Raw genomic sequence first — 26858 nt, 5'->3', positions numbered from 1 at the left:
CCTACCCTTGTGGGCATGGCATCACCCGAGCTCGCCCCCTCCGCCCCGTCGCCGATCCGAAGGGCGGGGGAGAACTCGGTACCGATCTTCGTCACGCTCGGGATCATCGCGGGGCTGGTCGCGGCGATCATCGTCGGGCTGTCCGCCTCGGACGCGCTGGTGTTGCTCGGCATCCCCGACCCGGGTCCGCTCACCACCTACGGACTGCCTGCGGTCAAGGCCGCCGGTGAGGTCGCCGCCGTCCTCGCGATCGGGTCGCTGCTGCTCGCCGCGTTCCTGGTGCCGCCGCAGCGCAGCGGGGTGCTCGACGTCGACGGCTACCGGGCGGTGCGCACCGCGTCGAACGCCGCGATCGTCTGGGCGGCCTGCGCGCTGGTCCTGGTGCCGCTGACCGTCTCGGACACCTCCGGTCAGCCGCTGAGCGCGGCCATCCAACCCGCCAACCTCTGGAAGGCGATCCCGCAGATCGAGCTCGCGGGCGCGTGGCGATCGACCGCGATCCTCGCGGTGCTGCTCGCGGTGGGCACGCGACTGGTGCTGCGCTGGTCCTGGACCCCGGCGTTGCTGCTGCTCGGCGTCGCCACCCTGATGCCGCTCGCGCTGACCGGGCACTCCTCCTCCGGTGGATCGCACGACCTGGCCACCAACAGCCTGATCTGGCACCTCGTCGCCGCGGCATTGTGGGCGGGCGGGTTGTTCGCGCTGCTCGCGCACGCGCGCAGGCGGGGCGCGTACACCGACGTCGCGACGCGCCGGTTCTCGAACGTCGCCACGGTCGCGTTCGTCGTGATGGCGATCTCCGGTGTCCTCAACGGACTGGTGCGGCTGCCGCTGAGCGAGCTGTTCACCAGTACCTACGGCTGGCTGCTCGTGGCCAAGACCGTCGCGCTGGTGGTCCTGGGCGTGTTCGGATACCTGCAGCGGCGCAGTGCGCTGCCCGCGCTGGCCGCCGACCCGACGGCCCGTGGCCCGCTGATCCGCTTCGCCGGCGGCGAGGCGATCATCTTCGCCGCGACCATCGGCATCGCCGTCGGCCTCGGCCGGACACCGCCCCCCGCGGAGAACATCAACCCGACCCCGACCGAGGTGCAGTTGGGCTACAACCTGGACGGCCCGCCGACGTTCGCGAAGCTCGCGTTCGACTGGCGCTTCGACCTCATCTTCGGCACCGCGGCGATCATCATGGCGGTGGTGTACCTGCTCGGCGTCCGGCGGCTCCGCAAGCGCGGGGACACGTGGCCGGTTGGCCGCACCATCGCCTGGGTGCTCGGCTGCGCGACGCTCCTGGTCGCCACCTCGTCGGGCCTGGGCAGGTACTCGCCCGCGGTGTTCAGCGTGCACATGGGTGCGCACATGGCGCTGTCGATGCTCGCGCCGGTGCTGCTGGTGCTCGGCGGCCCGATGACCCTGGCGCTGCGGGCGTTGTCCCCGGCAGGGCCCAAGGGGGTACCCGGTCCGCGCGAGTGGCTGCTGGCCGCGCTGCACAGCCCCGTGTCCCGTTTCCTGACCCACCCGCTGGTGGCCTCGGTGCTCTTCGTCGGCGGCTTCTACGCCCTGTACCTCGGCGGCATCTTCGGCGCGACGCTCGACTCGCACGGCGCGCACCTGCTGATGAACGTGCACTTCATCCTGAGCGGCTACCTCTTCTACTGGGTGGTGATCGGCATCGACCCGGCGCCGCGCACCCTGCAGCCGATCACCAAGCTGGCGATGGTGTTCGGGTCGTTGCCGTTCCATGCCTTCTTCGGCATCGCGCTGATGAGCATGGGCGAGGTGATGGGTGGCTGGTTCTACCGGGCGCTCGGCCTGGACTGGAACGCGGACCTCATCGGTGATCAGCGGCTGGGTGGCGGCATCGCCTGGGCCACCGGCGAGATCCCGCTCGTGCTGGTGATGCTGGCGCTGCTGGTGCAGTGGTCGCGCAGCGACGAGAAGACGGCCAAGCGGGTCGATCGTGCGGCCGACCGTGATGACGACGCCGAGCTCGCGGCGCACAACGCCATGTTCGCGGAGCTGGCGCGGCGCGACCACGAAGCCGGCCAGTGACCACTCGCGAGGAGGTGCTCGCCGCGCGGGAGCGGGTGGGTCCCCGGGTTCGGCGGACCCCGGTGCTCCTGGTGGTCCTGCCGACGCCGGGCGGGGACATCCCGGTCGCGCTCAAGCTCGAGCAACTGCAGCTCGGCGGTTCGTTCAAGATCCGCGGCAGCCTCAACGCCATGCTGAACCGGGATGGCGCGCAACGTGATTCGCCGGTGGTGATCGCGTCCGGCGGTAACGCCGGGATCGCGGCCGCCACGGCGGCCGGGATGTTGGGGATCGCGTGCACGGTTGTCCTTCCGGCCTCGGCGCCCGCGGTGAAGGTGGATCGGCTGCGCGCGCTCGGCGCCGAGGTCGTGCTCGACGGCGAGCGATACGTCGACGCCTACCTCCGGGCGTCGGCCATCGCCGCGCAGCGCGGCGCCCAGCAGTTGCACGCCTACGACCTGCCCGATGTGGTCGCGGGTGCGGGGGTAATCGGTCTCGAGCTGGCCGAGGAGGCGCCGGAGACCGACACGGTACTGGTCGCGGTCGGTGGCGGCGGACTCGTCGCGGGGATCGCCGCCGCGCTCGCGGGGGAGAAATCCGTCGTCGGGGTGGAGCCGAGCGGCGCACCGACCCTCAGCTCCGCGCTCGCCGCCGGTTTCCCGGTGGACGTGGGGGTGGACAGCATCGCGGCCGACGCGCTCGGTGCGACCCGACTCGGTGACATCGCCATGGATGTCGCCCGCCGGGCCGGGATCGGCTCGGTGCTGGTCGAGGACGAGGCGATCGACGAGGCACGAAACCTGCTGTGGCGCGAGTTCCGGCTGGCGGTCGAGCATGCGGCGGCCGCGCCGATCGCCGCCCTGCTCAGCGGCGCCTACACGCCGGCCGCGGGGGAGCGGGTCGCCGCCGTGATCTGTGGCGCCAACACGGACCCGACGACGCTGCCCACGGGCTAGCCGCTACGCGGGCCGCCCCGCCCGAGCCCCGTAGCGCTCACGGGCCGCCGACGGGGTGACGGTCTCCGCACGCACTGGCGGCGCCCCGTTGAAATGCTGGTCGAGGACCGAATGGGTCGCCGGGAGCAGGCGCTTGACCACGGCCAGTTCGGTTCGCGGATTGCTCGTGGAGCGCACGGCGGCCCGGGTGAGCGGCGTGACCACCCGGTCGATCACGGCGGGCTGATCGAAGTCGCCCAGCTCCCGCATCCACCCCGGCAGGGTGGCGATCGTCGCGGGCGCCATCAGCCGACTCATCGCCCACAGGGCGAGCCGGTCCTTCCCGAAGCGGGTGCGCAGCAGGTAGTGCATGCCCTCGATGGCCCGTTCGGAGGTGCACAACCGAGGGCGCACGGCGGAAAAGTACTCGTGCACCTCGGCGCGCGAGCGCGGGATGTCCGCGGGCTTGCAGGTCTGCAGTTCGGCGGCGACGGCGCACTCGGCCCAGTACCGGGCCTCCTCGTCCGGACTCAGCGGTCCGGGACCGAACATCTCGTAGCACTTGAGGACCGAGTGCCAGCCGGTGACGTGGATCCACAGCTGGCTGTCGGGGCTGTTGGCGCTGTACCGCTGCCCGCTGATCGGCTCGATCCCGGTTGCCTTCGCGTGCACCCGCATCAGCAGCTCGGACGTCTCGATCGCCGACCGGGCGTCGCCGACCGCCACGATCAGGAAGTAGGAGAGGGTGCCGTCGAGACGCCCCCTCGGGTCCAGGTAGATCCCCTTGGCGTCGGCGACCGCGGCGGTCAGGAAGGGGTTGAAGTGCTCCAGGGTGACCGAGCGCTGAAACCCGACCAGTGCGGTCGGGTTGGTCCAGACCTTCCACGTCGGCGATCCCGGCCCGAAGAATCCGTTGTCCTCGCGCCTGCGTGCGGGATCGAACGGCCAGCCTCGGTCGGCCAACATGCGGGGTTCGCTCATCGTGTCTCCTCCGGCGCGGTTCGTGAATGCAACGCGACCGTAGCAATTGCTGTCGGTGAATACAACGGTTGCGTAGCATTGGCCCCGGCGGGGACTGGCCGCGAGCGGCGATCTCTAAGGTGGACGCGGAGGTGGATCGATGACGAGAGCGCAGACGGCGGACGAGCGCCCGCGACGCAAGTACGCGCCGCGACTGCCGCCGGAGCAACGCCGTGACCAGGTGCTCGACGCCGCGGTGGCGGTGACCGGGCGGTCGGGCCTGCACGAGCTGAACATGGAGGCCGTCGCGGCGGAGGCCGGCGTCGGGAAACCGGTGCTCTACAACGTGTTCCGTACCCGTGCGGAGCTGGTCGCGGCCCTGCTCGAGCGCGAACACCGGCGCGCGATCGAGCAGGTGATGGCCGCGATACCGACCGACCTCAGCGCGCTGGGTCCGGCCGCGGCCTACGCCGGAACGGTGTCCTCGTTCGTGCGCGTCGTGGTGGCGAACCCCACCCGGTGGCGCTTGATCCTGACCGCGCCCGACCAGGCGCCGGCCGAGTATCAGGAACACCTCCGCGCCTCCAGGGCGGCGGTGCTGGTGAAGGCGGAGGAACTGGCCAGGATGGGGATCGCGCTGGAGCCCGGACTGGCCGGTCTTGACCCGGTGCTGCTGGCCCACACGATGCTCTCGTTCGCCGAGATGCTCGGCAGGCTCGCGGTCAGTGATCCCGTCACCTATTCGAGTGAGCGCCTCGTCACCTACGCGGGGGCGCTGGCCGCCACGATCACCTCGGGTCGGTCCACCCGCTAGCACACCGGTGAGACGAACTGTGTTCCCGCGTGGCCGTTTTCGCGGGTCTGTGGACGCCCCATCCGTTCATCCACAGATTCGTCCGCGGCCACAATCCGGCGACCCGACGGGGGACGCTGGCATCGAGGGGCCGCGTGGCCCACGGATGCCAAGGGGGAACGACATGTACGAGACGCACACGGCGGTGGTCGGCACCGTGATCACCAATCCGGTCAAGCGGCCGACGAACTCGGGGGAGGAGGTGCTCAGCTTTCGGATGGCGAGCAACACCAGGCGTCAGGACCGCTCGACCGGGGAGTGGACCGACGGCGGCACCCTCTACCTGACGGTGACCTGCTGGCGGCGGCTGGTGGCGGGCGTCGGCGCCTCGCTGATGAAGGGGGATCCGGTGATCGCCTGTGGGCAGCTGCGAACCAACGAGTACACGACAAAGGACGGGGTGGACCGCGCCGACCTGGAGATGCGCGCCAGCGCGGTCGGCCCCGACCTGGCTCGCTGCCGAGCCAGGCTCGACCGTGCGCCCAAGGCGTCGCAGTCCGTCGACCCGGATGCGGACCCGGGGGCCGGGGAGTCGGAACGCGATCCAGGGGGCCTCGCGGGGGCAGGCCTCGATCCGGCGCTCCGGGCGAGCTGACCGATAACGGGCATTTCGGTCACGGCGGCGGCATAGGCTGAGGAGTCTTCCCGTCAGGTGAGGGGGCGGCTCGCATGGCACGCCTGAGGTTGTTGGTCGTGGTCCTGATCGTCGCCGCGATGACCGCTGTGTCGGTCGGATCCGGCACCTCCGCGGCGGCGCCCGCACCACCCGGATCGGTCATCGCGGTGCAGGACATGCCGAGAGAACTCTGGATACCCGGGACCGGGCGGGCGTACCGCCTCACCTACGCCACCGCCGACCATTGGGGTGCCCCCGCCACCAGCACAGGGGCGGTGTATCTGCCGCCGGGGCCGGCCCCCGAGGGTGGCTGGCCGGTGGTGTCCTATGCGCACGGAACGATCGGGGTGTCCGATCAGTGCGCGCCCTCGATGACCGGGCCGCAGGCCATCGAGTCCGCCTACCTCCAAGACTGGTTGGCGCGGGGGTACGCGGTGGTGGCGACGGACTACATCGGTCTCGGGACGCCCGGCGTGCTGCCGTACCTCGACGGCAAGGCCGCGGCGCACAGCGTCATCGACATGGTGCGGGCGGCCCGGACGATCGACACGGGGGTCTCGCCGCGGTGGGTGGTGATCGGGCTCTCGCAGGGTGGGCACGCGGCCCTGCACACAGCCCATGAGGCGACGACGTACGCGCCGGACCTGGACTACCGAGGCGCGGTCGCGATCGGTGCGCCGTCGAACCTCGAACAGCTGTTTCCGTTCGGCGGTCCGGGTTTCCCCAATCTCGGCCTGCGTGGGCTGACGACGTTCTCCCTGTTCGCCATCGTCGGGTTGCGGTCGGCTCGACCCGACCTGGACCTCGACAGCTACCTGTCGCCGCGCGGACGGGAACTGGCGGGGCTGGCGGAGCGCCTCTGCTCACCCGAGCTGGCTCCCCAGGTCGCGGGAGTGCAGGTGGGTGAGCTGTTCTCGCGGTCGCTCGGCGACGACGAGATCCGATCGGCGCTCGCCGACTATCTGGGCGTGCCGACCGGTGGCTACGACCGGCCGCTGTTCATCGGGCACGGCACCAACGACATCGTGGTGCCGATCGTGCTGACGCTGAAGCTGGTCGCGGATCTTCAACTCGCCGGGGCGGACGCGCGGTTCGTCGCGTACCCGGGTGCCGGGCACGGCGAGAGTCTCGGGGCCTCGTCGGCGGACTCCATCGCGTTCGTCGAGCCGCTGATCCGATGACCGGCCGCTCGCAACAAGGCATCGGCGACCGGTGACTGGACGAGTGTCCTGTTTTGCGGGTAGCGACCGCGCCGGAGTTCTACGCTGCACCGAGTCCGGAGCCCGTCGCGGGGGACCGCACACACAACCAACCGAGGGTGGGGGAACACGATGGAGTTCGAATTCGGTCGCGCTGCTGGGCATCGCCTCGGCCTGCGCGCAGGCGTAGCAGTGCTGGCGGTGCTCGCACTGGCCGTGCCGGCGGCCGGGCAGGCCGCGGCGGATCCGGTCGGCGAACCGGGCACGGTGGTGGCCGACAAGGCCCTTCCGGTGGGCGCGGAGGTCGGCGCGGCAGCGAGTGGATCGCGCCAACTCACGTACTGGACCGAGGGTCCGACGGGCGCGCCGGCCCTCAGCACCGGAGCGGTCTACTTGCCGAAGGGAACGGCGCCCGCAGGCGGCTGGCCGGTGGTGTCCTGGGCACACGGCACCACGGGCGTCGGCGACGATTGCGCGCCCGCGCTCGGGTTCGACGTCACCGCGCTCACCCGCGACTACGTCTCGGCGTGGCTGGCGCAGGGCTACGCCGTGGTCGCCACCGACTACGTGGGGCTCGGCACCGAGGGAACCCATGCCTACCTGCACGGGCGAAGCGAGGGCCGTTCGGTCATCGACATGGTCCGGGCGGCCCGCGAGGTGACGCCTGAACTCTCGACCGCCTGGGTGGCCATCGGGCATTCGCAGGGCGGGCATGCCGCCATGTTCGCTGCGCACGAGGCGACGAAGTACGCGCCGGAGCTGGACTACCGCGGCGCGGTCGCCACAGGGACCCCCGCGAACCTCGAGTTGCTCTTCCCACTGGGCGGTCCCGGCTTCCCCAATCTCGGTCTCAACGGGCTGACCTCCTTCGCGGCGTACGTGGTCAACGGGATGAAGGCGGCCCGACCGGATCTGCCGATCGGCGACTACCTCAGCCCGGCCGGTCGCGAGTTGGTCGAGACCGCCGAGACCATGTGCTTCGTCCCCCTCCAGAAGCATGCCGGAACCTTCGGTGTCGGAGAGATGCTCAGCAAGCCGCTCGACAACGAGATGTTCCGCTCGGCCATGCGTGATTACCTCGCGGTCCCCACAGCCGGCTACGACCGGCCCGTGTTCATCGGGCACGGCACCGGCGACCGGACGGTTCCGTATCCGCTCGGTGCGAAGCTCGCACTCGATCTGCAACTGGCAGGCGAGCCCGTCACCTTCAGGTCCTACTCGGGCGGTCACGGGGCGTCGGTGATGGAGGCGTTGCCCGATACGACCGCCTTCATCCGGTCGCTGTTCGGGACCGCCTGAACCCCTGATCTGACCTGCGGCGGGCCGTGAATCGGTCGTGGCCCGCCGCAGATCGGGCCCAAGGCCTGTGTGGATTGGGGAGTCGCCTGGTGTCCCGATACTCTGGTCGCCATGGCGGAGTTCATTTACACGATGAAAAAGGTGCGCAAGGCGCACGGCGACAAGGTCATCCTCGATGACGTCACGATGAGCTTCTACCCGGGCGCGAAGATCGGTGTCGTCGGTCCGAACGGCGCGGGTAAGTCCTCCATCCTCAAGATCATGGCCGGACTCGACCAGCCGGGCAACGGCGAGGCGTTCCTCGCGCCGGGCGCGACCGTCGGCATCCTGATGCAGGAGCCGCACCTCGACGAGACCAAGACGGTGCGCGAGAACGTCGAGGAGGGCCTCGGCGAGACGATGGTGCAGCTCAAGCGCTACAACGAGATCGCCGAGCTGATGGCCACCGACTACTCCGACGAGCTCATGGAGGAGATGGGCGAGCTCCAGGAGAAGCTCGACCACGCCGACGCCTGGGAGATCGATTCCCAGCTCGAGCAGGCGATGGACGCGCTGCGCTGCCCGCCGGCCGACGAGCCCGTCACCCATCTCTCCGGCGGTGAGAAGCGCCGCGTCGCGCTGTGCAAGCTGCTGCTGAGCAAGCCCGACCTGCTGCTGCTCGATGAGCCCACCAACCACCTCGACGCCGAGTCCGTGCTGTGGCTCGAGCAGCACCTGGCCGCCTACCCGGGCGCCATCCTCGCCGTCACCCACGACCGGTACTTCCTCGATCACGTCGCGCAGTGGATCTGTGAGGTCGACCGCGGCCGGCTCTACCCGTACGAGGGCAACTACTCCACCTACCTGGAGCAGAAGGCCGCGCGACTCGAGGTCCAGGGCAAGAAGGACCAGAAGCTGCAGAAGCGCCTCAAGGAGGAGCTCGCCTGGGTCCGTTCCGGCGCGAAGGCCCGCCAGGCCAAGAGCAAGGCCCGCCTCGACCGCTACGACGAGATGGTCGCGGAGGCGGAGAAGCACCGCAAGCTCGACTTCGAGGAAATCCAGATCCCGACCCCTCCGCGCCTGGGCAATGTCGTGGTGGAGGTCGAGAACCTCGACAAGGGCTTCGACGGCCGGCTGCTGATCAAGGACCTGTCCTTCACGCTGCCCCGTAACGGCATCGTCGGCGTGATCGGTCCCAACGGCGTCGGTAAGACCACGCTGTTCAAGACCATCGTCGGGCTCGAGGAGCCGGACTCGGGCACCGTCAAGGTCGGCGAGACGGTCAAGCTCAGCTACGTCGACCAGACGCGGGCCAACATCGACCCGACCAAGACGGTCTGGGAGACGGTCTCCGACGGACTCGACTTCATCGAGGTCGGCCAGAACGAGATGCCCTCGCGCGCGTACGTGAGCGCCTTCGGGTTCAAGGGCCCGGATCAGCAGAAGCCCGCGGGCGTGCTCTCCGGTGGTGAGCGCAACCGGCTGAACCTGGCGCTGACCCTCAAGGAGGGCGGCAACCTGATCCTGCTCGATGAGCCGACCAACGACCTCGACGTCGAGACCCTCAGCTCGCTCGAGAACGCGCTGCAGGAATTCCCCGGCTGCGCCGTGGTGATCTCGCACGACCGCTGGTTCCTGGACCGGACCTGCACGCACATCCTGGCCTGGGAAGGCGCCTTCGGCGACAACGAGGCGGCCTGGTACTGGTTCGAGGGCAACTTCGAGGCGTACGAGGAGAACAAGGTCGCGCGGCTCGGTGCCGACGCGGCCCGGCCGCACCGCGTCACCCACCGCAAGCTCACCCGGGGCTAGGACGTGCCGAACAAGGTCTTCACCTGTGAGGTTCAGGTGCGCTGGGGCGATTCCGATCGCCTCGGCCACGTGAACAACACGCTCTTCCTCGAGTACGCGCAGGAAGCGCGGGTCAAGTTTTTCCGCGAGCGCGTCTTCCCGGCGGGCGTGCGTCCGTCGGCGATGGTGGTGCGCAAGGTGGAGATCGAGTTCCTCAAGCCCATCACCGACGAGTCGGGCCCGGTCACCGTTGAGGTGTCCGTCCTCGCGGTCGGGAACTCCTCGTTCGGCGTCCGCCACCTGTTCCGCGACGTCCACGGGGTCACCTGTGGCGTCGCGGACGCGGTGATGGTGCGGTTCGACGTGAAGACCGAAACGTCGGTTCCGCTCACGGAACTCGAGCGATCGGTGCTGTCGGAGTACGCGATCACGGAAACGGTGCGCTAGAGGGCGCCGTCAGTTCACCTCTCGTCCCGCTCCCCACGGTTAGGCTCAGACGTGCACACCCGTCACGTCAGTTCGACCAGGGGAGTGGGCCGCGAGATGACCAGATCAGCCGATCGCTTCGACCACGGGGCCACGATGGGCCTGCCCTCGGACCTCGTCTCCCGCCTCGACGCGGTCCGCGATGTGTACTTCAGGAACATCGACTGGGCGGGGTCGCCCGGTCGCCCGAGCGCCGACGCCGAAAGGGTGTTCGGCACCCACCTCGAACTGGCCTCGCGCCGCCCTGCCGGCCACGCGGTATCGCGGGTGCTCGAGCCGCTGCCCGGCCAGCCCGCCGTGCAGATCGTCACCGATGACATGCCCTTGCTGGTCGAGTCGGTCATGGCGCTGCTCGCCCGCCTCGGTATCACGGTCACCGAGCTGATCCATCCGGTCTTCCAGGTCCGGCGCGATCCGGACGGCGGCCTCCTCGATGTGCTCGTCAACGGCACGGCGGCCGGAGCCGGAATGCTCACCGAGTCCTGGATGCTCGTCCTGCTGCATCCGACCACCGACCCGGACACGCTCGCCGAGGCAGGCGCCGCGGTCCGTGACGTGCTGTCGGATGTGCGGCAGGTGGTCGCCGATGCGGACGCGATGCGCTATGGCCAGTTGGTGCTCGCCGAGCATCTGGATGCGCTCGCGGACCGCGAACCGCAGGGATACCGGGCGGTCGACATCAGGGACACCGCCGCACTGCTGCGCTGGATGTCCGAGGGGCATTTCATGACCCTCGGCTACCGGCGGTACGAGTTCCGCGATCCCGGCGAACACGGGCGGCCGCTCGCCCACATCGTGCCCGAGAGTGGGCTGGGGGTGCTCGGTGCGGGATCGGTGGCCGATCACCGAATCGACCTGCCCGCACCCGAATTCAGTGTCGACCGGCCCATCCTGCTGCTCGCGCAGGGGGCGGCGCCCGCCACGGTGCACCGATCGGTGTACCCGTTCTTCGTCTCCGTCACCGGCCTCGACGGCGACGGCGCGATCACCGGCGAGCACCGGTTCGTCGGCGTGTTCACGGTGACCGCGCTGCACGAGAACGTGCTCGACATCCCGGTGATCGAGCGACGCGCGCGCACGGTGATCGAACGGGCCGGATTCGACATCGGTTCGTTCTCCGGCCAGCGGATGCTCGAGGTCATCCAGTCCTTCCCCCGTACCGAGCTGTTCTCCAGTGACACCGAGACCCTGTACGAGACCATCACTTCCGTGCTGGCAATCGGCATGCGGAGGCGGGTCCGGCTGTTCCTCCGGGACGACCAGTTCGGCGGGTTCACGTCTGCGCTCGTCTACCTGCCCCGCGACCGTTACACCACGCGGGTTCGCTTGGCGATGCAGTCGATTCTGCTGCTGGAACTGGGCGGGGGGATGCTGGAGTACAGCGCGAGGGTCACCGAATCGGATCTTGCGATGGTGCACTTCACCATCCACAAGGGGCCGGACGTGCCCCCGTCGTCGGCTCAGCTCTCGGCAGGTGACCGCGACCGGATCGAGTCGATGCTGGCGGCGGCGACCAGGGCGTGGGAGGACGACCTCCTGGACGCCGTCGCGGCGGATCCGTCGGTGACCTCGGTGACCGCGCAGCGCTTCGCCGCGGCGTTCCCCGAGGCATACAAGCAGGACTTCGACGCCGCGCGAGCGGTCAGGGACATCGTGCGACTGGAGGCGCTGGCCGGCGAGGCGATCGATCTGAAGCTGTACCGGCACAAGGACGCCCGACCGGGTCAGTGGCGTTTCACGCTGTACATCAGCGGTGCCGGGGTCTCGCTCAGCCAGGTGCTGCCGGTGCTGCAGAGCCTCGGAGTCGAGGTGCTCGACGAGCGGCCGTACCGGGTGGTTCGTCCGGACGGGCTGCCGTGCTGGATCTACGATTTCGGGCTGTCCGCGGCTCCCGAACTGGTCGATGCGACGGTCGGGGAGAACCTGGACTCGGAGCTGGACGAGGCGGATCGGGCCATCGAGTCGACGAGGGCGCTCGCCCTCCAACACCGGTTCACCGACGCCTTCACCGCCGTCTGGTACGACCGGTCCGAACCCGACCGGTTCAACGAGCTGGTGCTGCGGGCCGGGCTCGAGTGGCGGCAGGCCACCGTCCTGCGCGCGTACTCGAAGTACCTGCGCCAGGCGGGATTTCCGTACAGCCAGTTCCACATCGAGGGAGTGCTGATCGAGCACGGTCAGACGACCGGGCTGCTGGTCGAGTTGTTCCGGTCGATCTTCGATCCCGACCGGGCCTCGGCGCAGCGTGCGGAGGAGCTCGCTGCCGAGCTGCGCGACCGGATCAACGAGGTGGTCAGCCTCGATGCCGACCGGATCCTGCGCGGGATGCTGGGACTCGTCCTGGCCACGCTGCGGACGAACTACTACGTGACCGACGAGGCAGGCGATCACCGCGAAATCCTGGTGTTCAAACTCAACCCCCAGCAGATCGCCGAATTACCGAAACCGCGACCGCGTTTCGAGGTGTTCGCCTACTCGCCGCGGGTGGAGGGCGTGCACCTGCGATTCGGTCCGGTGGCCCGTGGCGGGTTGCGCTGGTCGGACCGCCGGGAGGACTTCCGGACGGAGATCCTCGGCCTGGTCAAGGCGCAGGCGGTGAAGAATGCCGTGATCGTGCCGGTCGGCGCGAAGGGCGGATTCGTGGTCAAGAGGGCGCCCGCGGCGACCGGGGACCCGGTGGTGGACCGGCAGGCGCTCCTCGCGGAGGGACAGGCCTGCTACCGGTTGTTCGTCTCCGGCCTGCTCGACGTCACCGACAACGTCGAACCCGCGACCGGGGTGGTGCTTCCGCCGGACCGGGTGGTGCGCCGAGACGGCGACGACACCTATCTCGTCGTCGCTGCGGACAAGGGCACCGCCCAGTTCTCCGACCTCGCCAACGACGTGGCGGCGCGGTACGGCTTCTGGCTAGGCGACGCCTTCGCGTCCGGAGGCTCGGTCGGCTACGACCACAAGGCCATGGGGATCACGGCCAAGGGCGCCTGGGTGAGTGTGCGCCGACACTTCCGTGAGATGGGGATCGACACCCAGACGGAGGACTTCACCGTCGCGGGCATCGGCGACATGAGCGGCGACGTGTTCGGGAACGGGATGCTCCTCAGCCCGCACATCCGGTTGGTCGCGGCCTTCGACCACCGGCACATCTTCCTCGACCCCGACCCGGACGCCTCGAGGTCCTTCCTCGAACGGGAACGGCTCTTCGCACTGCCGCGTTCCTCGTGGGCGGACTACGACCCGGCTCTCATCAGTGCGGGCGGCGGGGTGTGGGACCGCTCGCGCAAGTCGGTGCCGCTGACCGCCCAGGCGCGGGCGGCGCTCGGCCTCGACGAGGACGTCACCGAGTTGTCGCCGCCGGAGCTGGTGCGGGCGATCCTGCGCGCGCCGGTCGACCTGCTCTGGAACGGCGGGATCGGAACCTACATCAAGGCCACCACGGAGACCCATGCGGACGTCGGCGACAAATCGAACGATCCGGTGCGGGTCAACGGGAACGAGTTGCGCGCCAGGGTGATCGGTGAGGGCGGCAACCTCGGGGTGACGCAGCGCGGCCGGATCGAGTACGATCTCGCGGGTGGCCGCATCAATACCGATGCCATGGACAACTCGGCGGGCGTCGACTGTTCCGACCACGAGGTCAACATCAAGATCCTGCTGGACACCGCGGTCAGCGGCGGGGCGTTGCCGGGGGCCGAGCGCAACGGCCTGCTCGCCTCGATGACCGACGAGGTGTCGCGGCTGGTGTTGCGGGACAACATCGACCAGAACGACCTGATGGGCACCTCACGCGCCGACGCCCCGGCGATGCTGGGGGTGCATGCGCGCCAGCTCGCCGCGCTCGAGGCCCGTCGCGGGCTGGACCGGGAGATCGAGGCCCTGCCCGGACCCGTGGAGATCGAGGAGCGACTGCAGGAGGGCACCGGCCTCACCTCTCCGGAGCTGGCCACCCTGCTCGCACACGTCAAGCTCGCGCTCAAGGACGATCTGCTGGCCAGCGAGCTGCCCGACAGCGACACCTACGCGGTGCGGCTGCCCAGGTACTTCCCTCGGCCGCTGCGCGAGCGGTTCGCCGGGCAGATCAAGTCACATCGCCTGCGCCGCCAGATCGTGGCCACCATCCTGGCCAACGAGGCCATCGACTTCGGCGGGATCAGCTTCGCGTACCGGCTCGCCGAGGAGGCCGGCGCGAGCAGTACCGACTCCATCAGGGCCTTCACCGCGGCGACCGAGATCTTCGACCTGCGCACGGTGTGGAGCGACATCCGCGAGGCGCCCATCGATTCGATGGTGGCCGACGAGCTGACACTGGAATCGCGCCGGATGCTCGACCGGGCGGCGCGGTGGCTGCTGTCGAACCGTCCGCAGCCGGTCGCGGTGGGCGCGGAGATCAACAGGTACGCCGCGCGGGTCCGCGCGATGACCCCGAAACTCCCGAACTGGCTGCGCGGACATCACGTCACCGACCTCGCCACCCGGATGTCCCACGTGGTCGAGCACGGCTGCCCCGAGCCGCTCGCGCGGCGGGTGTACGGCCTGCTCGACGGGTTCCCCTCGCTCGACATCATCGACATCTCGGACATCAGCGATCGCGAGGTCGAGGAGGTCGGTGAGCTCTACTACGCGCTCGACGAGCGCCTCGGGATCGACGGATTCCTCACCGCCATCTCGGGTCTCGAGCGCGGCGACCGGTGGCATTCGCTGGCCAGGCTCGCGTTGCGCGACGACCTGTACAGCTCGCTGCGCTCGCTCACCCTCGACGTACTCGCGGGTGGGGAACCGGACGAGACGCCCGAGGAGAAGATCCTGGATTGGGAGTCGTCGAACTCGTCCCGGCTGAGTAGGGCCAGGGCAGCGCTCGGCGAGATCGCGGAGTCTGGGACGCTTGACCTCGCGACGCTCTCGGTGGCGGCGCGTCAGGTTCGCAGCATGGTGCGCGGAGCGGGCACCTGATCGGAAGGGATCGAAGTTTGAGCGTCGAAACGTCAGGGTCGGTGACCGCGGCTGCGGTCGGCTTCCACACGAAGGTCGGCGTGCGCTGGTCGGATATGGACGTCTTCCAGCACATCAACCACGCGAGGATGGTGACCCTCCTGGAGGAGGCGCGCATCCCGTGGCTGTTCGAGGACGGCAGGCCGACGGTCACCCTCCGGGACGGCGCGGTGATCGCCGACCTGCACGTGCGCTACCGCGGCCAGTTGCGGCACGACGACGGCCCCCTGGACGTGCTCATGTGGATCGAGTCGGTCCGTGCGGTGGACTTCACCATCGGGTACGAGGTGCGGGCAGGCGGCGCGGCGCCGGACTCGGCGCCGTCGATCGTGGCGTCCACGCAGATCGCGGCCTTCGACATCGACACCCAGCGGCTGCGCAGGCTGACCGCGCCCGAGCGCGAGTACCTGGAGCAGTGGAAGCGTGCATGAGCGGGTCCTGACCATCCCGGACGCGGGCGAACGGGAGAACCTCGCGACCTTCCTCGCCAGGGCGATCCGGTTGGACGAGGCGGTGATCGTCCGGATGCGGCAGCGGGACGAGGGTCGGCTGGTGGCCTTCGTCCCGACGGGTTTCGACGCGCTCGCGGCGCGGGTCGTCTCCGGACGGATCAGCCCGGACGACACCTCGGCCGCCGGTGACGGACTGTTGCGCGGCGTGACCGCGGCCGAGGGCGCCGACATCGACCCCGGCTTCTCGATGGATTCGGCCTGGCGTGGCGCCCTGCCGCCGGAGGCCGGCTTCGCGCACATCGACGACGTTCCGGCTCGGGTGCTGATCGACCTGGCTCAGCAGGGTGCGGCGCTGGCCAAGGAGCACGGCAGCAGCCACGGCCCGCCTGCCTCGTTGCTCGCGCAGGAGGTGCTCAGCGTCGAGGGTGCGGGCGAGGTCGTCGGGGTGTCCATGCGCACGGTGTTCGCGCTGGCCGCAATGGGATTCATCCCGCAGGTCAGCTCGGATCCGATGACCGCGGCCGTCGATCTCGAGCGCATCGATGCGGCCGAGATGGTGCGGGTGCGCGCGACCAAGACCTGGCTGCGCCTGGACGCACGCTTCGGTTCGGTGTTCGCACGGCGCGGGGGTGAGATCCCACTGTCTGTGCTCTAGTCCGCACCGTGGGCGTCCGGTGACGAGTCCACGCCGTCGCATCATGGTTTCCCGTGTGTGGGTGTGGTTGACCTGCTGATCCTGCAAATCCTCATGTGATTTGGCCAGGTATTTGCAAGGGATTTACCGTTGTACGAATTGCGTGATCGGGAACCTTGTACGGCATGAATTCGACGTACTAATTCTCCTTTTCGTTGCGAACGACCGTCTCGTTTGAATAACTTTGTGTCCGGTCCGCCGGGTACTGCCGCACCCGCCCTTTGGAGATTGCTTACCATTCGCCGGTATGACGACTTCAGCGAAAGCCAAGCGGCGGATTGTTTTTCGTGATGTACGTGTGTTCGACGGCACGTCCGACCGGCTCGTTGCCGGGGACGTCCTGATCGATGGCGACCGAGTTGCTGCGGTGTCGGAATCCCCGGTGGGTGAGGAACCGGGCAGAGAGACGAAGGTGATCGACGGCGGCGGCCGGGTGCTGATGCCAGGTATGTGTGACGCCCACGTACACCTGGTGGGCAACGCGAACTCATACGTCGACATGGTGACGGGCTCGGAGAGTCACATCGCGATCAATGGTCTCGCTGAAGCAAAGAACATGCTGTTGCGCGGGTTCACCGCGGTCCGGGACATGGCCGGCGACACGAGCAGCATCAAGTCGGCTATCGATCGTGGGCAGTTTCTGGGCCCGCGGATCTACCCGTCGCAGGCCGCGGTCTCGCAGACCAGTGGTCACGGTGATTTCGGCTTCGTCTACGAAACGCCGACCGCGCTGGGCGGTGCGGAGTCGCGTGCCGAGCAGATCGGGTTCATGCGTGTCGCGGACGGCGAGGCGCAGGTGCTGGCGTCGGTGCGTGAACAGCTGAAGAAGGGCGCGTCTCAGATCAAGGTGATGGTCGGGGGCGGGGCCGCCTCGATGTACGACCCGCTGTACACGGTCCAGTTCACTGACGGCGAGTTGCGCGCGGCGGTGAACGCTGCCACCGACTACGGCACCTACGTCGCCACCCACGTCTACAACGTCACCGGCATTCGCCGGGCGATCGAGGCCGGCGTCAGATCCATCGAGCACGGCCACCTCGCGGACGAGCCGACCATTGCATTGTTGGCCGAGCGGGAGATCTGGCTGTCCATGCAACCGTTCGCGCTCGGCGACCACCACTACCCGGATGCCAATCGTGCCGGGAAGGATCGCGAGATCTGCACCGGTGTCGAGAACGTGTACGGCTGGGCGAAGAAGCATGGGGTGAACGTCGCCTGGGGAACCGATCTGCTCCTCGAGCCCCAGATCGCCCCACGGCAGAGCGTGATGGCGGCCCGACTCGGTGACTACTACAGCAATGTCGACGCGCTGCGGATGCTGACGTCCGGCAACGCCGAACTGTTCCGGCTTGCGGGCGAGCGTGACCCCTACCGGGAGGCCCCGTTCGGGGTCATCGCCGAGGGCGCGTGGGCGGACGTCCTGCTGGTCGACGGCAATCCGATCGAGGACCTCAGCCTGATCGGGGACCCGGGTAAGAGCCTGTCGGTCATCGTGAAGAACGGCGAGATCGTCAAGAACACACTCTGACCCGGTCCGCCGAGTCATCTGATCGAACACGAACAGCAGTGTCGAACGAGCGCGCCGTCGACCTGATGGTGAGCGCCGGATGAGAGGTGTGAGTTGGTCGAAACAGCGACAGCGGAACACGAGGACTTCTGGGAGCCGATCCCCGGGTCGCTCGTGTCCGCGAGGGCGATTGAGCTTCACGGTCCGTGGGGGCACGTGTTCGGCCCGCTCGACCTGGACATCGACGAGGGCGGGGTGACGGTACTTGCCGCGCAGTCCGGTGCCGCCCGAACGGCCCTGCTCATGACCTTGTGCGGCAGGATGCGTCTGTCGGGCGGGTCACTGACCGTGCTGGGGCACACGAACAAACCCGCGAAGGTGTTTGCGGAGTCTGCCATCGCGTGCGTGAACGAGATCGACGACGTCAGCCCGTCGGTCACCGTCCGCGACATGGTCACCGAACAACTGCGGTGGCAGTCACCGTGGTTCAAGTTCGTTCCCCGGGTGCACGAGGACGGTGTGGAGCGCATGTGCGCGGAGGTGTTCGGTGACGTGCCGTTGCCGGCGCTGAACGCCTTCGTCGACGATCTCCCCGAAATCCAGCAGCTGCTGCTGCGGATCGCGGTGGCCAACACTCGCCGTCCACCGCTGCTCGTCGTCGGGCGCATGGACAAGATCGCCGACGACGAGGAACGGCTCGGGGTCCTCGAACGCCTTGTGGCGCTGGGTGAAAAGCAGTCGGTGATCACCGCGGACGTCAACCCGCTACTGCCGGACACCGGGGTGCGTGCGGTGGTCGACCTGCACGGACTGCTCGGCGCAGGCGACGTCGGCGTCATGACCGAAGGGAGGTGACCCATGCTTGCAGGAGTGTCCCTCGGCAGCGATTCGAAGCGGTACTTCCGTGGCACCATGCCGCGCATCGCGATCATCACCATCATCCTCATGCCCCTGCTCTACGGCGCGATGTACCTGTGGGCGTTCTGGAATCCGTTCGGCGCGGTCGACAAGATCCCCGCCGCAATCGTCAACAACGACACCGGCCGCACCGCGGACGGGCAGCAACTCGATGCCGGTGACCAGGTCGTCAAGTCGCTCATCGCCTCTGGGCAGCTGGACTTGGCGGAGGTCTCCGACGAGGAGGCATCCGAGGGCCTGGCGTCCGGAAAGTACTACTACACGATCACCCTTCCCGAGAACTTCAGCGCGGCAGTCGAATCGCCGAACGGGGCCAACCCGGAGAAGGCGGAGCTGATCTTCACGTTCAACGACGCCAACAACTACCTGGCGACAGTCATAGGGCAGGACGCCTCGGAGCAGGTCATCAACCAGGTCAACTCGACCATCGGTGCGCAGGGTGTCGGGCAGGTGCTCACCGGTCTGCAGAGCGCCGGCTCCGGCCTGAAGCAGGCCGCCGACGGCGCCGACCAGTTGGCCGCCGGGATCGACACCGCCAAGAGCGGGGCGGACCAGCTCAGTTCGGGTGCGAACGAACTGGCGACGAACATGGTCACCGCGGAATCCGGATCGGCACAACTGGCAAGTGGCGCAGCTCAACTCGCAACGGCGATCGACGGTGCAACCACGCCGTTGATCAATGCCCTCGACAGCGGTTCGCTACCGAATGTCGGCGGTCAGGTGTCCGAGCTCCGGCAGTCGCTGGAGGCACTCGGGAGCCGGCTGCCCGAATCGACGCCTGCGCCCGCCACCGCGGTCTCCCAAGCGTTGGACATCCTGCGGCAGAGCTCGGATCCCCTGGTTCAGCGGGCAGTGGCGGCGTTGTCGCCGCTCACCGCCCAGCAGGTGCGTGGGGATACCGCGGAGCTGCAGGCGGAGATCAATCGACTCAGCGGTGATGCCCGGGCGGTCGAATACCAGCTCACGAACCCGAGCAGCCCACTGCAGTCCGGTCTGGCGACGCTGCAGAACGGTGGGATCGCCTCCGACCTGCGCCAGTTGCGCAGTGGCGCCGACGAGCTCAGCAGTGGTGCCGCGACGCTCAGCTCCGGCCTGGTTCAGCTGACGGACGGCAGCAACCAGCTCGCGAGCGGCGCAGGTCAGCTCGCGTCCGGGATGGTCGAACTGCAGTCCGGCTCGAAGGAACTCGCGAGCGCGCTCGACGAGGGGGCCGGGCAGGTACCGAGCTGGACGGACGAGCAGAAGACCGCGACGGCGGACACGCTCTCGACGCCGGTGAAGCTCCAGCAGGACTACACGAACATGGCGCCCACGTTCGGCACCGGCTTCGCGCCGTTCTTCCTCTCACTGGCCCTGTTTGTCGGCGGCATCATCACCTGGATGTTGCTGACCCCGTTGCAGTCCCGGCCGACAGTCGGCGGGCTGGGACTGTATCGAACGGTGTTCGCGTCGTACTGGCCGGCGTTGCTGGTGGGGATCCTGCAGGTGGTCGTCATGTACACCGTCGTCCACTTCGGTGTCGGCCTCGACGTGAAGCACGTGTTCGGCACGATCGCATTCCTGATGCTCATCTCCGCGACCTACCTCGCGATGATCCAGGCCTTCAACGCAGTGTTCGGGATCGCCGTCGGGCGTGTGGTGACCCTCGCCTTCCTGATGCTCCAGTTGGTCTCCGCGGGCGGCATCTACCCCGTGCCGACGACCGCCAAGCCTTTCCAGTACATCCACCCGTTCGACCCGATGACCTACACGGTCAACGGGTTGCGGCAGCTCACTATCGGTGAGCACGTCGACTCCCGGCTGTGGATCGCGATCGTGGTGCTCGTCGGGATCCTGCTCGTGAGCCTGACCGCCAGCGCACTCTCCGTCCGCCGCAACCGCCACTACACCATGGAGCGGCTCTACCCACCTCTGGAGGTGTGACCAGGAGAAGCCACCCGGTGACCGGGCGGTGCTCGTCACCAAGCCCGGGTGATTTGCCTCAACCTCTGTGATCTGTGGAACCGAGTATTGGAGAGAAGATGTCTGATTCCTTTGCAGCTCCCGCCGAATCCCTCGCTCCCGCCTACACCGGACGGCTCGGAACCGACGCCGTTCCGGCACTGCGCATGCCGAAGTCCGAATCGGATCCGGAAGCCGCCTACCGGTTCATCCACGACGAGCTGATGCTCGACGGCAGCTCGCGGTTGAACCTGGCCACATTCGTCACCACCTGGATGGACCCTCAGGCCGACCGGCTGATGGCGGAGACGTTCGACAAGAACATGATCGACAAGGACGAGTACCCGCAGACCGCCGAGATCGAGACCCGCTGCGTGAACATGGTTGCGGCCCTGTTCAATGCGGTCGATCTCGACGAGTCCGATCCCTCGTCCGCGACCGGGGTGTCCACGGTCGGCTCCTCCGAGGCGGTCATGCTCGCCGGCCTCGCCCTGAAGTGGCAGTGGCGGGCGGCCCGGCAGGCAGCAGGAAAGGACTCGACCCGACCGAACCTCATCCTCGGCAGCAACGTCCAGGTCGTCTGGGAGAAGTTCTGCCGCTACTTCGACGTCGAACCGAAGTACCTCCCGATGGAGAAGGGCCGCTACGTCATCACGCCGGAGCAGGTGCGGGAGGCCGTGGACGAGAACACCATCGGTGTGGTCGCAATTCTCGGTACGACGTTCACCGGTGAGCTCGAACCGGTTGCCGAGATCTCCGACGTCCTCGACGAGATCGCCGCGAAGGGTGGCCCCGACGTTCCCCTGCACGTCGACGCCGCGAGCGGCGGCTTCGTGGTGCCCTTCCTGCACCCGGAACTCAAGTGGGACTTCCGCCTGCCCCGGGTGGTCTCGATCAACGTCAGCGGCCACAAGTACGGCATGACGTACCCGGGCATCGGCTTCGTCGTGTGGCGTTCGAAGGAGCACCTGCCGGAGGACCTGGTCTTCCGGGTCAACTACCTCGGCGGTGACATGCCGACCTTCACACTGAACTTCTCGCGTCCGGGCAACCAGGTCGTCGGTCAGTACTACAATTTCATCCGGCTCGGTGTCGCCGGGTACACCCAGATCATGGAGTCGCTGCGGGACACCGCACTGATGCTCTCCGCTGAGATCGCGAAGATCGACCACATGCGGATCATCACCGACGGCACCGCGATTCCCGTGCTGTCGTTCGAGGTCGACGGCGACGCGGGGTTCTCCGTGTTCGACATCTCCCACGAACTGCGGGCCCGCGGTTTCCAGGTCCCCGCCTACACCATGCCGGCCGACGCGGAGGATGTCGCGGTACTGCGAATCGTCTTGCGGGAGGGTTTCAGCCGGGACATGGCATACAAGCTGGTGCTGGCGATGAGGGATGTCGTGGCACGGCTGAAGTCCGGTGCCGAGCACAACGCAAAGGGCTTCGCGCACTGAGCTGACAGTCACAGGCGGCACAGGTGCATATCCCGTACCTGTGCCGCCCCTGCTCGTATCGGAAGGAGGCCACGGTGGCGGGGACCGTGGACCGCCGGGCGCGTAGTGCCGTGCGCTACCCGGATCGTGCGGAGAAACATCGAACTGGTGCGCAGACGCAACACCGGCCATCGGGTGGGGCACCGGCCCTGGATCGACGGCACCCCGGCCGGGGTTCTCGCGGGCGGGTCGGATCGGCCGACCCGGAACACCGGCAGGGCGGCGGAGGCACTCAGCTCGCGTCGGCCATCTCCTCGGCGGGCTGATCGTCCCCACCGAGAAATATCGCCGAGGCCGCGAAGAAGCACAGCGCACCGACGAACGTTCCACCCGCAGCGACCGCCGCGTCCATCGTGGTGCCGTCACGGGTGATGAACGCGCCGACCGCTGAGAATCCGAACGCGATGGAACCGAGCATGTTCAGCCACACACTCTGCCAGTCTCGCGAGCCTGGTTCCCAGAACTGGTTGGCCCGCAGCAGAATCAGGACGGCGAGGGCACTGCTCGCAAGGAAGGCGACCGAGCCCTCGGCATTGGGATTCCACACCAGGTGCATTTCGCTGTTGATCGTGTGCGCGTGCAGTGCGGCACCCGTGCTTATGTTGAACAACAGCGTTCCCAGGAATTGGATTGCCGCCGAGAGCCATTCGGCTCGAATTGCCGGCTTGCCGCGGTCTGTAGTGGTGGCCTGCCCACTGAGTACAAGTTGGATGAAAGCCGCGGCGGTGAAGAACCAAGACCCGATGAAGAAGGCCGTGTTGGCGCTCGCGGCGCCAAGAGCCGTGGAAATCCAGGGTGCGGACCCGAGCGCAAACAGCAGTGCACCGATGACGAATCCCCACGATTGCATCCGCAAAGTCGGGTGAATCAGCATGTGGCGCAGTCTAGATGGCGTTTCGTACAGGCAGCTGTAATTTGGTACGGGGGAATCGAATCGTTACTGTTTGGCTCCCTGCGCACTCGGCCTGACTGGGATTTCAGACCAGCCAGGCCGCCGCGTTCGGGGGCAGCTCCCCGTTCACCAGCGGGGCGCTGGCGAGCAGCAGTTCTCCCGGCGGGAGCGGGATGGGCGCATCCGTGGCGTTCAGCGCGCAGACCAGCCCGCCGCGTCGGCGGAAGGCCAGGCAACCGGACGGGCTTCCGTACCAATCGATCTCGTTGCCGGAGAACTCAGGTCGCAGGGCCCGCAGCTCGAGTGCGGACCGGTACAGCGACAGCGTGGACGTCACGTCCTCGATCTGCGCCTCCACGGTGCGGTCGGCCCATTCCGGTGGCATCGGCAACCACGACGTCTCCGTCGAGCTGAAGCCGAACGGCGGTGCCGCGCCCTCCCACGGCACGGGGACCCGGCAACCGTCGCGTCCGCGTTCGGTGTGCCCCGACCGCTCCCACACCGGATCCTGCAGCGCCTCGTCCGGGAGGTCGACGTTCGGCAGCCCGAGTTCCGCGCCGTTGTAGATGAAGACCGCCCCGGGCAGCGCGAACTCGACGACGGCCATGGCGCGGGCCCTGGCCAGGCCGATCTCGCCGCCGCCGTAGCGGGTGACCTCGCGCTCGACGTCGTGGTTCGACAGCGTCCAGGTGGGGGTGCCGCCGACCGCGGCCACCGCGCCGAGCGAGTTCTCGATGGCCTCGCGCAGGCTGTCGGCGCCGAACTCGGCCTCGGCGAGGCGGAAGTTGAAGCCCAGGTGAAGTTCGTCCGGCCTGATGTACTCGCCGAAGCGCTCGTTGTCGCGCACCCAGATCTCGCCGACGGCCACCGTGTCGGGATACTCGTTCATCACCTTGCGCAGGCCGCGGTGGATCTCGTGCACGCCGGGGTTGTTGAACCGCGGGTCGTTGTCGTCGTTGCTCAGGAGCCGGTTGGATTCCCAGTCGTAGTCCGGCAGTCCCTCCGGCTTGGCCATGCCGTGCGCGACATCGATCCGGAAACCGTCGACGCCGCGGTCCAGCCAGAACCGCAGCGTGGTGGCGAGGTCGTCGGCGACCTCCTGGTTGTCCCAGTTCAGGTCGGGCTGCTCGGGGGCGAAGATGTGCAGGTACCACTGGCCGGGGGAGCCGTCCGGTTCGGTGACCCGGGTCCAGGCGGGCCCACCGAAGATGCTCGGCCAGTTGTTGGGGGGCTGGGAGCCGTCCTCGCCCAGGCCGTCGCGGAAGTGGTAGCGGGCCCGCTCGGGGCTGCCCGGCCCGGCCGCCAGCGCGGCCGCGAACCACGGGTGCGCCACGCTGGTGTGGTTCGGCACCAGGTCCATGGTGACCCGGATCCGCCGCGCGTGTGCCTGCGCGATCAGCGCGTCCATCACCTCGAGGTCGCCGAACAACGGGTCGATGTCGCGCGGATCGGAGACGTCGTAGCCGTGGTCGGCCATCGGCGAGCGCATCACCGGGCTCAGCCAGATGGCGTCGACGCCGAGCAGCTCGAGGTACCCGAGCCGGTCGCGGACGCCGCCCAGGTCGCCGACGCCGTCGCCGTTGGAGTCGGAGAAGGAGCGCGGATAGATCTGATAGAAGACCGCGTTCGTCCACCAGGGATCTGTTGTCTCCGGCACGGTCTCGTCGGTGGTCACAGGGACCCATAGTGCCAAACCCGTCCGGGCAGCACGACTTCGGCGGGATGTGGCCCGGTTCGCGCCGATCAGACGGGTGAGTTCACCATCGAGGCGGCGGCCATGTCCATGTAGTCGACGAGGGCGCGGCGGTGCGGCTCGTCGAGGGTGGCCTCGTCGATCGACGCGATCGCGATGTGCATGCAGCGCAGCCACGCGTCGCGCTCGAGCGGGCCGATCCGGAACGGCTGGTGTCGCAGCCGGAGCCGGGGGTGTCCGCGCTCGTCGGAGTAGGTTCGCGGGCCGCCCCAGTACTGCTCGAGGAACATCCGCATGCGGCGTTCGGCCGGTCCGAGGTCCTCCTCCGGGTAGAGGGGCCGGACGATCTCGTCCTTCGCCACTTCCTCGTAGAACCGCGCGGTCAGTTTGCGGAAGGTCTCGGCTCCGCCCACCGCTTCGTAGAAGCTCACTTCGGCATCAGTCATGTCGGCGTCCATTGTGCCCGTACTCGCGCCGTGACGTCGACGCGCTCGTGTTGTCATCGGTTGTTCACCGAAAGTCCTGCATCTTTGTACCAAATGGACGTGCGCGAGCAGGCCATCCGTGGTCAACTTGGGAGCAATCTTCCCGGAGGTCGCATGAAGAACTCGCACAGCGCCCGAGCGCACCGACAACTCCAGCCCACTGATGCCCGCCTGCCGCGGGGATCGGGGGCTTCTTCGCTGCAAGTGATAGACGAGGGTCTGAGACCCTCGACCCCAGGTGAGGACGACGCGGTTCCTTCCTGGGTGAAGCGCCGGGTGCTGCTTCTGAACGCCACCTACGAGCCGCTCACCGCGCTCCCCGTCCGCCGAGCCGTCGTCCTGCTGGTGTGCGAGAAGGCCAGCGCCGTCCACGAGGATCCGGACGGGCAGGTCATCCATTCCGCCGACTGGTCGGTGCAGGTCCCCTCCGTGATCCGGCTGCGCAACTACGTGCGGGTGCCCTATCGGGCCCGGATCCCGATGACCAGGGCCGCGCTGATGCACCGCGACCGATTCCGCTGCGCGTACTGCGGCGACAAGGCCGAGACCGTCGACCACGTGATCCCGCGCAGCCGGGGCGGCGGTCACTCCTGGGAGAACTGCGTGGCCTGCTGCGCGCCTTGCAACCACCGCAAAGCCGACAAGCTGCTCAGCGAGCTCGGCTGGACCTTGCGGGCCGCCCTGGTGCCGCCCAAGGGGCAGCACTGGCGGCTGCTGGCGAGCACCAAGGAGCTCGACCCGGTGTGGTTGCGCTATCTCGGCGAGGGCGCTGCGTAAACGTCCGATCTCGAGGTGCCCCCGACGGCACAATTTGTGGCGCACTGGGCTACGGTTTGGTGCGTGAGCATTCTTGAGACATCGCTGATCTTCGTAGGGATCCCTGCGCTCATCACGGCGATCATCGCGGGGCTGTGCTACCTGGCCAAGCCGGTGGCAGGCACCACCCCCGCGCACTACTCGCTGGACGAGGAATGGACCCACAAGCCGGTGCTGTGGTCCGCGGTCGACGAGGTGACGGTCGGTCACCACGGCGGGCACGCGGCCATCGAGTCCGGATCCGCAGATCTGATCGGAGGTTCGGCAAGTGGCAGGTGGTAGCAGTTTCCCGGCGGTGATCGAGTCCGAGCTCCCGGTGGGCTCGGTGGTGACCGCGAGCGGTCGCGTCTCGAGCGTGCACCGCGTCGGCGATCCCTACGACGATCTGCCGTTCAGCGTGGACGAGCTGGTGGCCCTCGACGATGCGATGACCGACGCGACGAGGTCGACCAAGGTGCGCTTCAACGCGTTCATCGGTGATCTCGGCGAGGACACCGCGGCGGGCGCCGACGCGCTGTTCCCGAAGACCCCCGAGGCCGAGCGCTCGGTGCTGATCGCGGTCTCGCCGAACCAGCGCGCCATCGAGATCCGCTCTGGGCGCAAGGTCGCCGGTCGGGTCACGGACCGGGTCGTGCAGCTCGGCGTGACTGCAGCTGTGTCCTCCTTCGGGGAGGCCGACCTGATCGACGGCCTGGTCAGCGCGATCCGCGTGATGAGCGCGGCCATCGCGGTGCGCTAGCTGTACTGCCCAGGGACGTTGGTCAAGCGGCTGAAGGGAACGTTCCTGCCGATGGCGGAGTGTTGCCGGTGGTGATTGTAGGTGTGCAGCCACGCC

Annotated in this window: 22 protein-coding genes; 18 read left to right on the top strand and 4 right to left on the bottom strand. The window is 68.3% G+C overall.

The features are described from left to right. The first annotated feature begins 15 nt into the window (after positions 1–15). Together ABIC28_RS23620 and ABIC28_RS23615 are read left to right on the top strand one after the other, a co-directional pair. On the top strand, positions 16–2046 hold the full coding sequence (locus ABIC28_RS23620) for a bifunctional copper resistance protein CopD/cytochrome c oxidase assembly protein (protein WP_097211457.1): 2031 nt from the start codon (positions 16–18) through the stop codon (positions 2044–2046). Continuing rightward, complete coding sequence (locus ABIC28_RS23615; protein WP_097211456.1) at positions 2043–2981, top strand: serine/threonine dehydratase; 939 nt, start codon at positions 2043–2045, stop codon at positions 2979–2981. The genes ABIC28_RS23620 and ABIC28_RS23615 overlap by 4 nt, the downstream gene beginning before the upstream one ends. Before the next feature lie 3 nt (positions 2982–2984). On the opposite strand, the gene ABIC28_RS23610 is transcribed toward ABIC28_RS23615, so the two are convergent. Then, complete coding sequence (locus tag ABIC28_RS23610) at positions 2985–3941, bottom strand: oxygenase MpaB family protein (RefSeq protein ID WP_354581140.1); 957 nt, start codon at positions 3939–3941, stop codon at positions 2985–2987. Between the two features lie 139 nt (positions 3942–4080). Here ABIC28_RS23610 and ABIC28_RS23605 point away from each other — a divergent pair, with 139 nt between their 5' ends. From ABIC28_RS23605 to gad, 13 genes are all read left to right on the top strand, one after another. Continuing rightward, positions 4081–4734: a TetR/AcrR family transcriptional regulator gene (locus ABIC28_RS23605; RefSeq protein ID WP_097211454.1), complete on the top strand. Its 654-nt coding sequence runs from the start codon at positions 4081–4083 to the stop codon at positions 4732–4734. 163 nt (positions 4735–4897) lie between these two features. Then, complete coding sequence (locus tag ABIC28_RS23600) at positions 4898–5368, top strand: single-stranded DNA-binding protein (protein ID WP_097211453.1); 471 nt, start codon at positions 4898–4900, stop codon at positions 5366–5368. A gap of 74 nt (positions 5369–5442) precedes the next feature. After that, positions 5443–6570: an alpha/beta hydrolase family protein gene (locus ABIC28_RS23595; protein ID WP_307861260.1), complete on the top strand. Its 1128-nt coding sequence runs from the start codon at positions 5443–5445 to the stop codon at positions 6568–6570. Positions 6571–6720: 150 nt separating this feature from the next. After that, entirely contained in the window at positions 6721–7887 is a 1167-nt protein-coding gene (locus ABIC28_RS23590) for a lipase family protein (RefSeq protein WP_097211451.1), read from the top strand. A gap of 111 nt (positions 7888–7998) precedes the next feature. Further along, on the top strand, positions 7999–9678 hold the full coding sequence (ettA, locus tag ABIC28_RS23585; RefSeq protein ID WP_027499846.1) for an energy-dependent translational throttle protein EttA: 1680 nt from the start codon (positions 7999–8001) through the stop codon (positions 9676–9678). Positions 9679–9681: 3 nt separating this feature from the next. Then, positions 9682–10104 carry an acyl-CoA thioesterase gene (locus tag ABIC28_RS23580; RefSeq protein WP_097211450.1) on the top strand — a complete coding sequence of 141 codons (423 nt, stop codon included), beginning with the start codon at positions 9682–9684 and terminating at the stop codon, positions 10102–10104. 96 nt (positions 10105–10200) lie between these two features. Further along, positions 10201–15090, top strand: coding sequence for an NAD-glutamate dehydrogenase (locus ABIC28_RS23575; protein WP_354581136.1), 4890 nt, complete (start codon positions 10201–10203; stop codon positions 15088–15090). A gap of 17 nt (positions 15091–15107) precedes the next feature. After that, positions 15108–15560: an acyl-CoA thioesterase gene (locus tag ABIC28_RS23570; RefSeq protein WP_257017437.1), complete on the top strand. Its 453-nt coding sequence runs from the start codon at positions 15108–15110 to the stop codon at positions 15558–15560. Continuing rightward, the gene (locus ABIC28_RS23565; protein ID WP_097211449.1) at positions 15553–16236 is read left to right on the top strand and encodes a DUF8010 domain-containing protein; all 684 of its coding nucleotides are present in this window, start codon (positions 15553–15555) and stop codon (positions 16234–16236) included. The genes ABIC28_RS23570 and ABIC28_RS23565 overlap by 8 nt, the downstream gene beginning before the upstream one ends. A 286-nt stretch (positions 16237–16522) precedes the next feature. Continuing rightward, a complete protein-coding gene (locus ABIC28_RS23560) occupies positions 16523–17803 on the top strand; it encodes a metal-dependent hydrolase family protein (protein WP_097211448.1) in 1281 nt (426 codons plus the stop codon). Positions 17804–17896: 93 nt separating this feature from the next. Then, on the top strand, positions 17897–18637 hold the full coding sequence (locus tag ABIC28_RS23555) for an ATP-binding cassette domain-containing protein (RefSeq protein WP_245220983.1): 741 nt from the start codon (positions 17897–17899) through the stop codon (positions 18635–18637). Positions 18638–18640: 3 nt separating this feature from the next. Continuing rightward, positions 18641–20623 (top strand): YhgE/Pip domain-containing protein, encoded by a 1983-nt coding sequence (locus tag ABIC28_RS23550; protein WP_269589174.1) that lies wholly within the window; start codon positions 18641–18643, stop codon positions 20621–20623. A 98-nt stretch (positions 20624–20721) separates the two neighbouring features. Continuing rightward, entirely contained in the window at positions 20722–22098 is a 1377-nt protein-coding gene (gene gad, locus ABIC28_RS23545) for a glutamate decarboxylase (protein WP_097211446.1), read from the top strand. Between the two features lie 271 nt (positions 22099–22369). On the opposite strand, the gene ABIC28_RS23540 is transcribed toward gad, so the two are convergent. The 3 genes from ABIC28_RS23540 to ABIC28_RS23530 all read right to left on the bottom strand — a co-directional run bounded on the left by ABIC28_RS23540 (position 22370) and on the right by ABIC28_RS23530 (position 25168). After that, positions 22370–23011 carry a hypothetical protein gene (locus tag ABIC28_RS23540; RefSeq protein ID WP_097211445.1) on the bottom strand — a complete coding sequence of 214 codons (642 nt, stop codon included), beginning with the start codon at positions 23009–23011 and terminating at the stop codon, positions 22370–22372. A gap of 103 nt (positions 23012–23114) precedes the next feature. After that, on the bottom strand, positions 23115–24704 hold the full coding sequence (locus ABIC28_RS23535) for a glycoside hydrolase family 13 protein (RefSeq protein ID WP_097211444.1): 1590 nt from the start codon (positions 24702–24704) through the stop codon (positions 23115–23117). A gap of 68 nt (positions 24705–24772) precedes the next feature. Beyond that, complete coding sequence (locus tag ABIC28_RS23530) at positions 24773–25168, bottom strand: globin (protein ID WP_097211545.1); 396 nt, start codon at positions 25166–25168, stop codon at positions 24773–24775. A gap of 153 nt (positions 25169–25321) precedes the next feature. On the opposite strand from ABIC28_RS23530, the gene ABIC28_RS23525 reads away from it, so the two are divergent. The 3 genes from ABIC28_RS23525 (at position 25322) to ABIC28_RS23515 (ending at position 26762) form a co-directional block, all read left to right on the top strand. Further along, entirely contained in the window at positions 25322–25984 is a 663-nt protein-coding gene (locus ABIC28_RS23525; protein ID WP_097211544.1) for an HNH endonuclease, read from the top strand. Between the two features lie 63 nt (positions 25985–26047). Further along, positions 26048–26305, top strand: coding sequence for an aa3-type cytochrome oxidase subunit CtaJ (ctaJ, locus tag ABIC28_RS23520; protein WP_097211443.1), 258 nt, complete (start codon positions 26048–26050; stop codon positions 26303–26305). Continuing rightward, positions 26292–26762: a DUF5130 domain-containing protein gene (locus ABIC28_RS23515; protein WP_097211442.1), complete on the top strand. Its 471-nt coding sequence runs from the start codon at positions 26292–26294 to the stop codon at positions 26760–26762. Before ctaJ ends, ABIC28_RS23515 begins: the two co-directional genes overlap by 14 nt. Positions 26763–26858: the final 96 nt, after the last annotated feature.

Origin of the sequence: Rhodococcus sp. PvR044 (genome assembly GCF_040548995.1) — a bacterium.
Taxonomy (GTDB): domain Bacteria; phylum Actinomycetota; class Actinomycetes; order Mycobacteriales; family Mycobacteriaceae; genus Rhodococcus_G; species Rhodococcus_G oryzae.
This window is presented reverse-complemented; position numbering and strand designations above follow the sequence as displayed.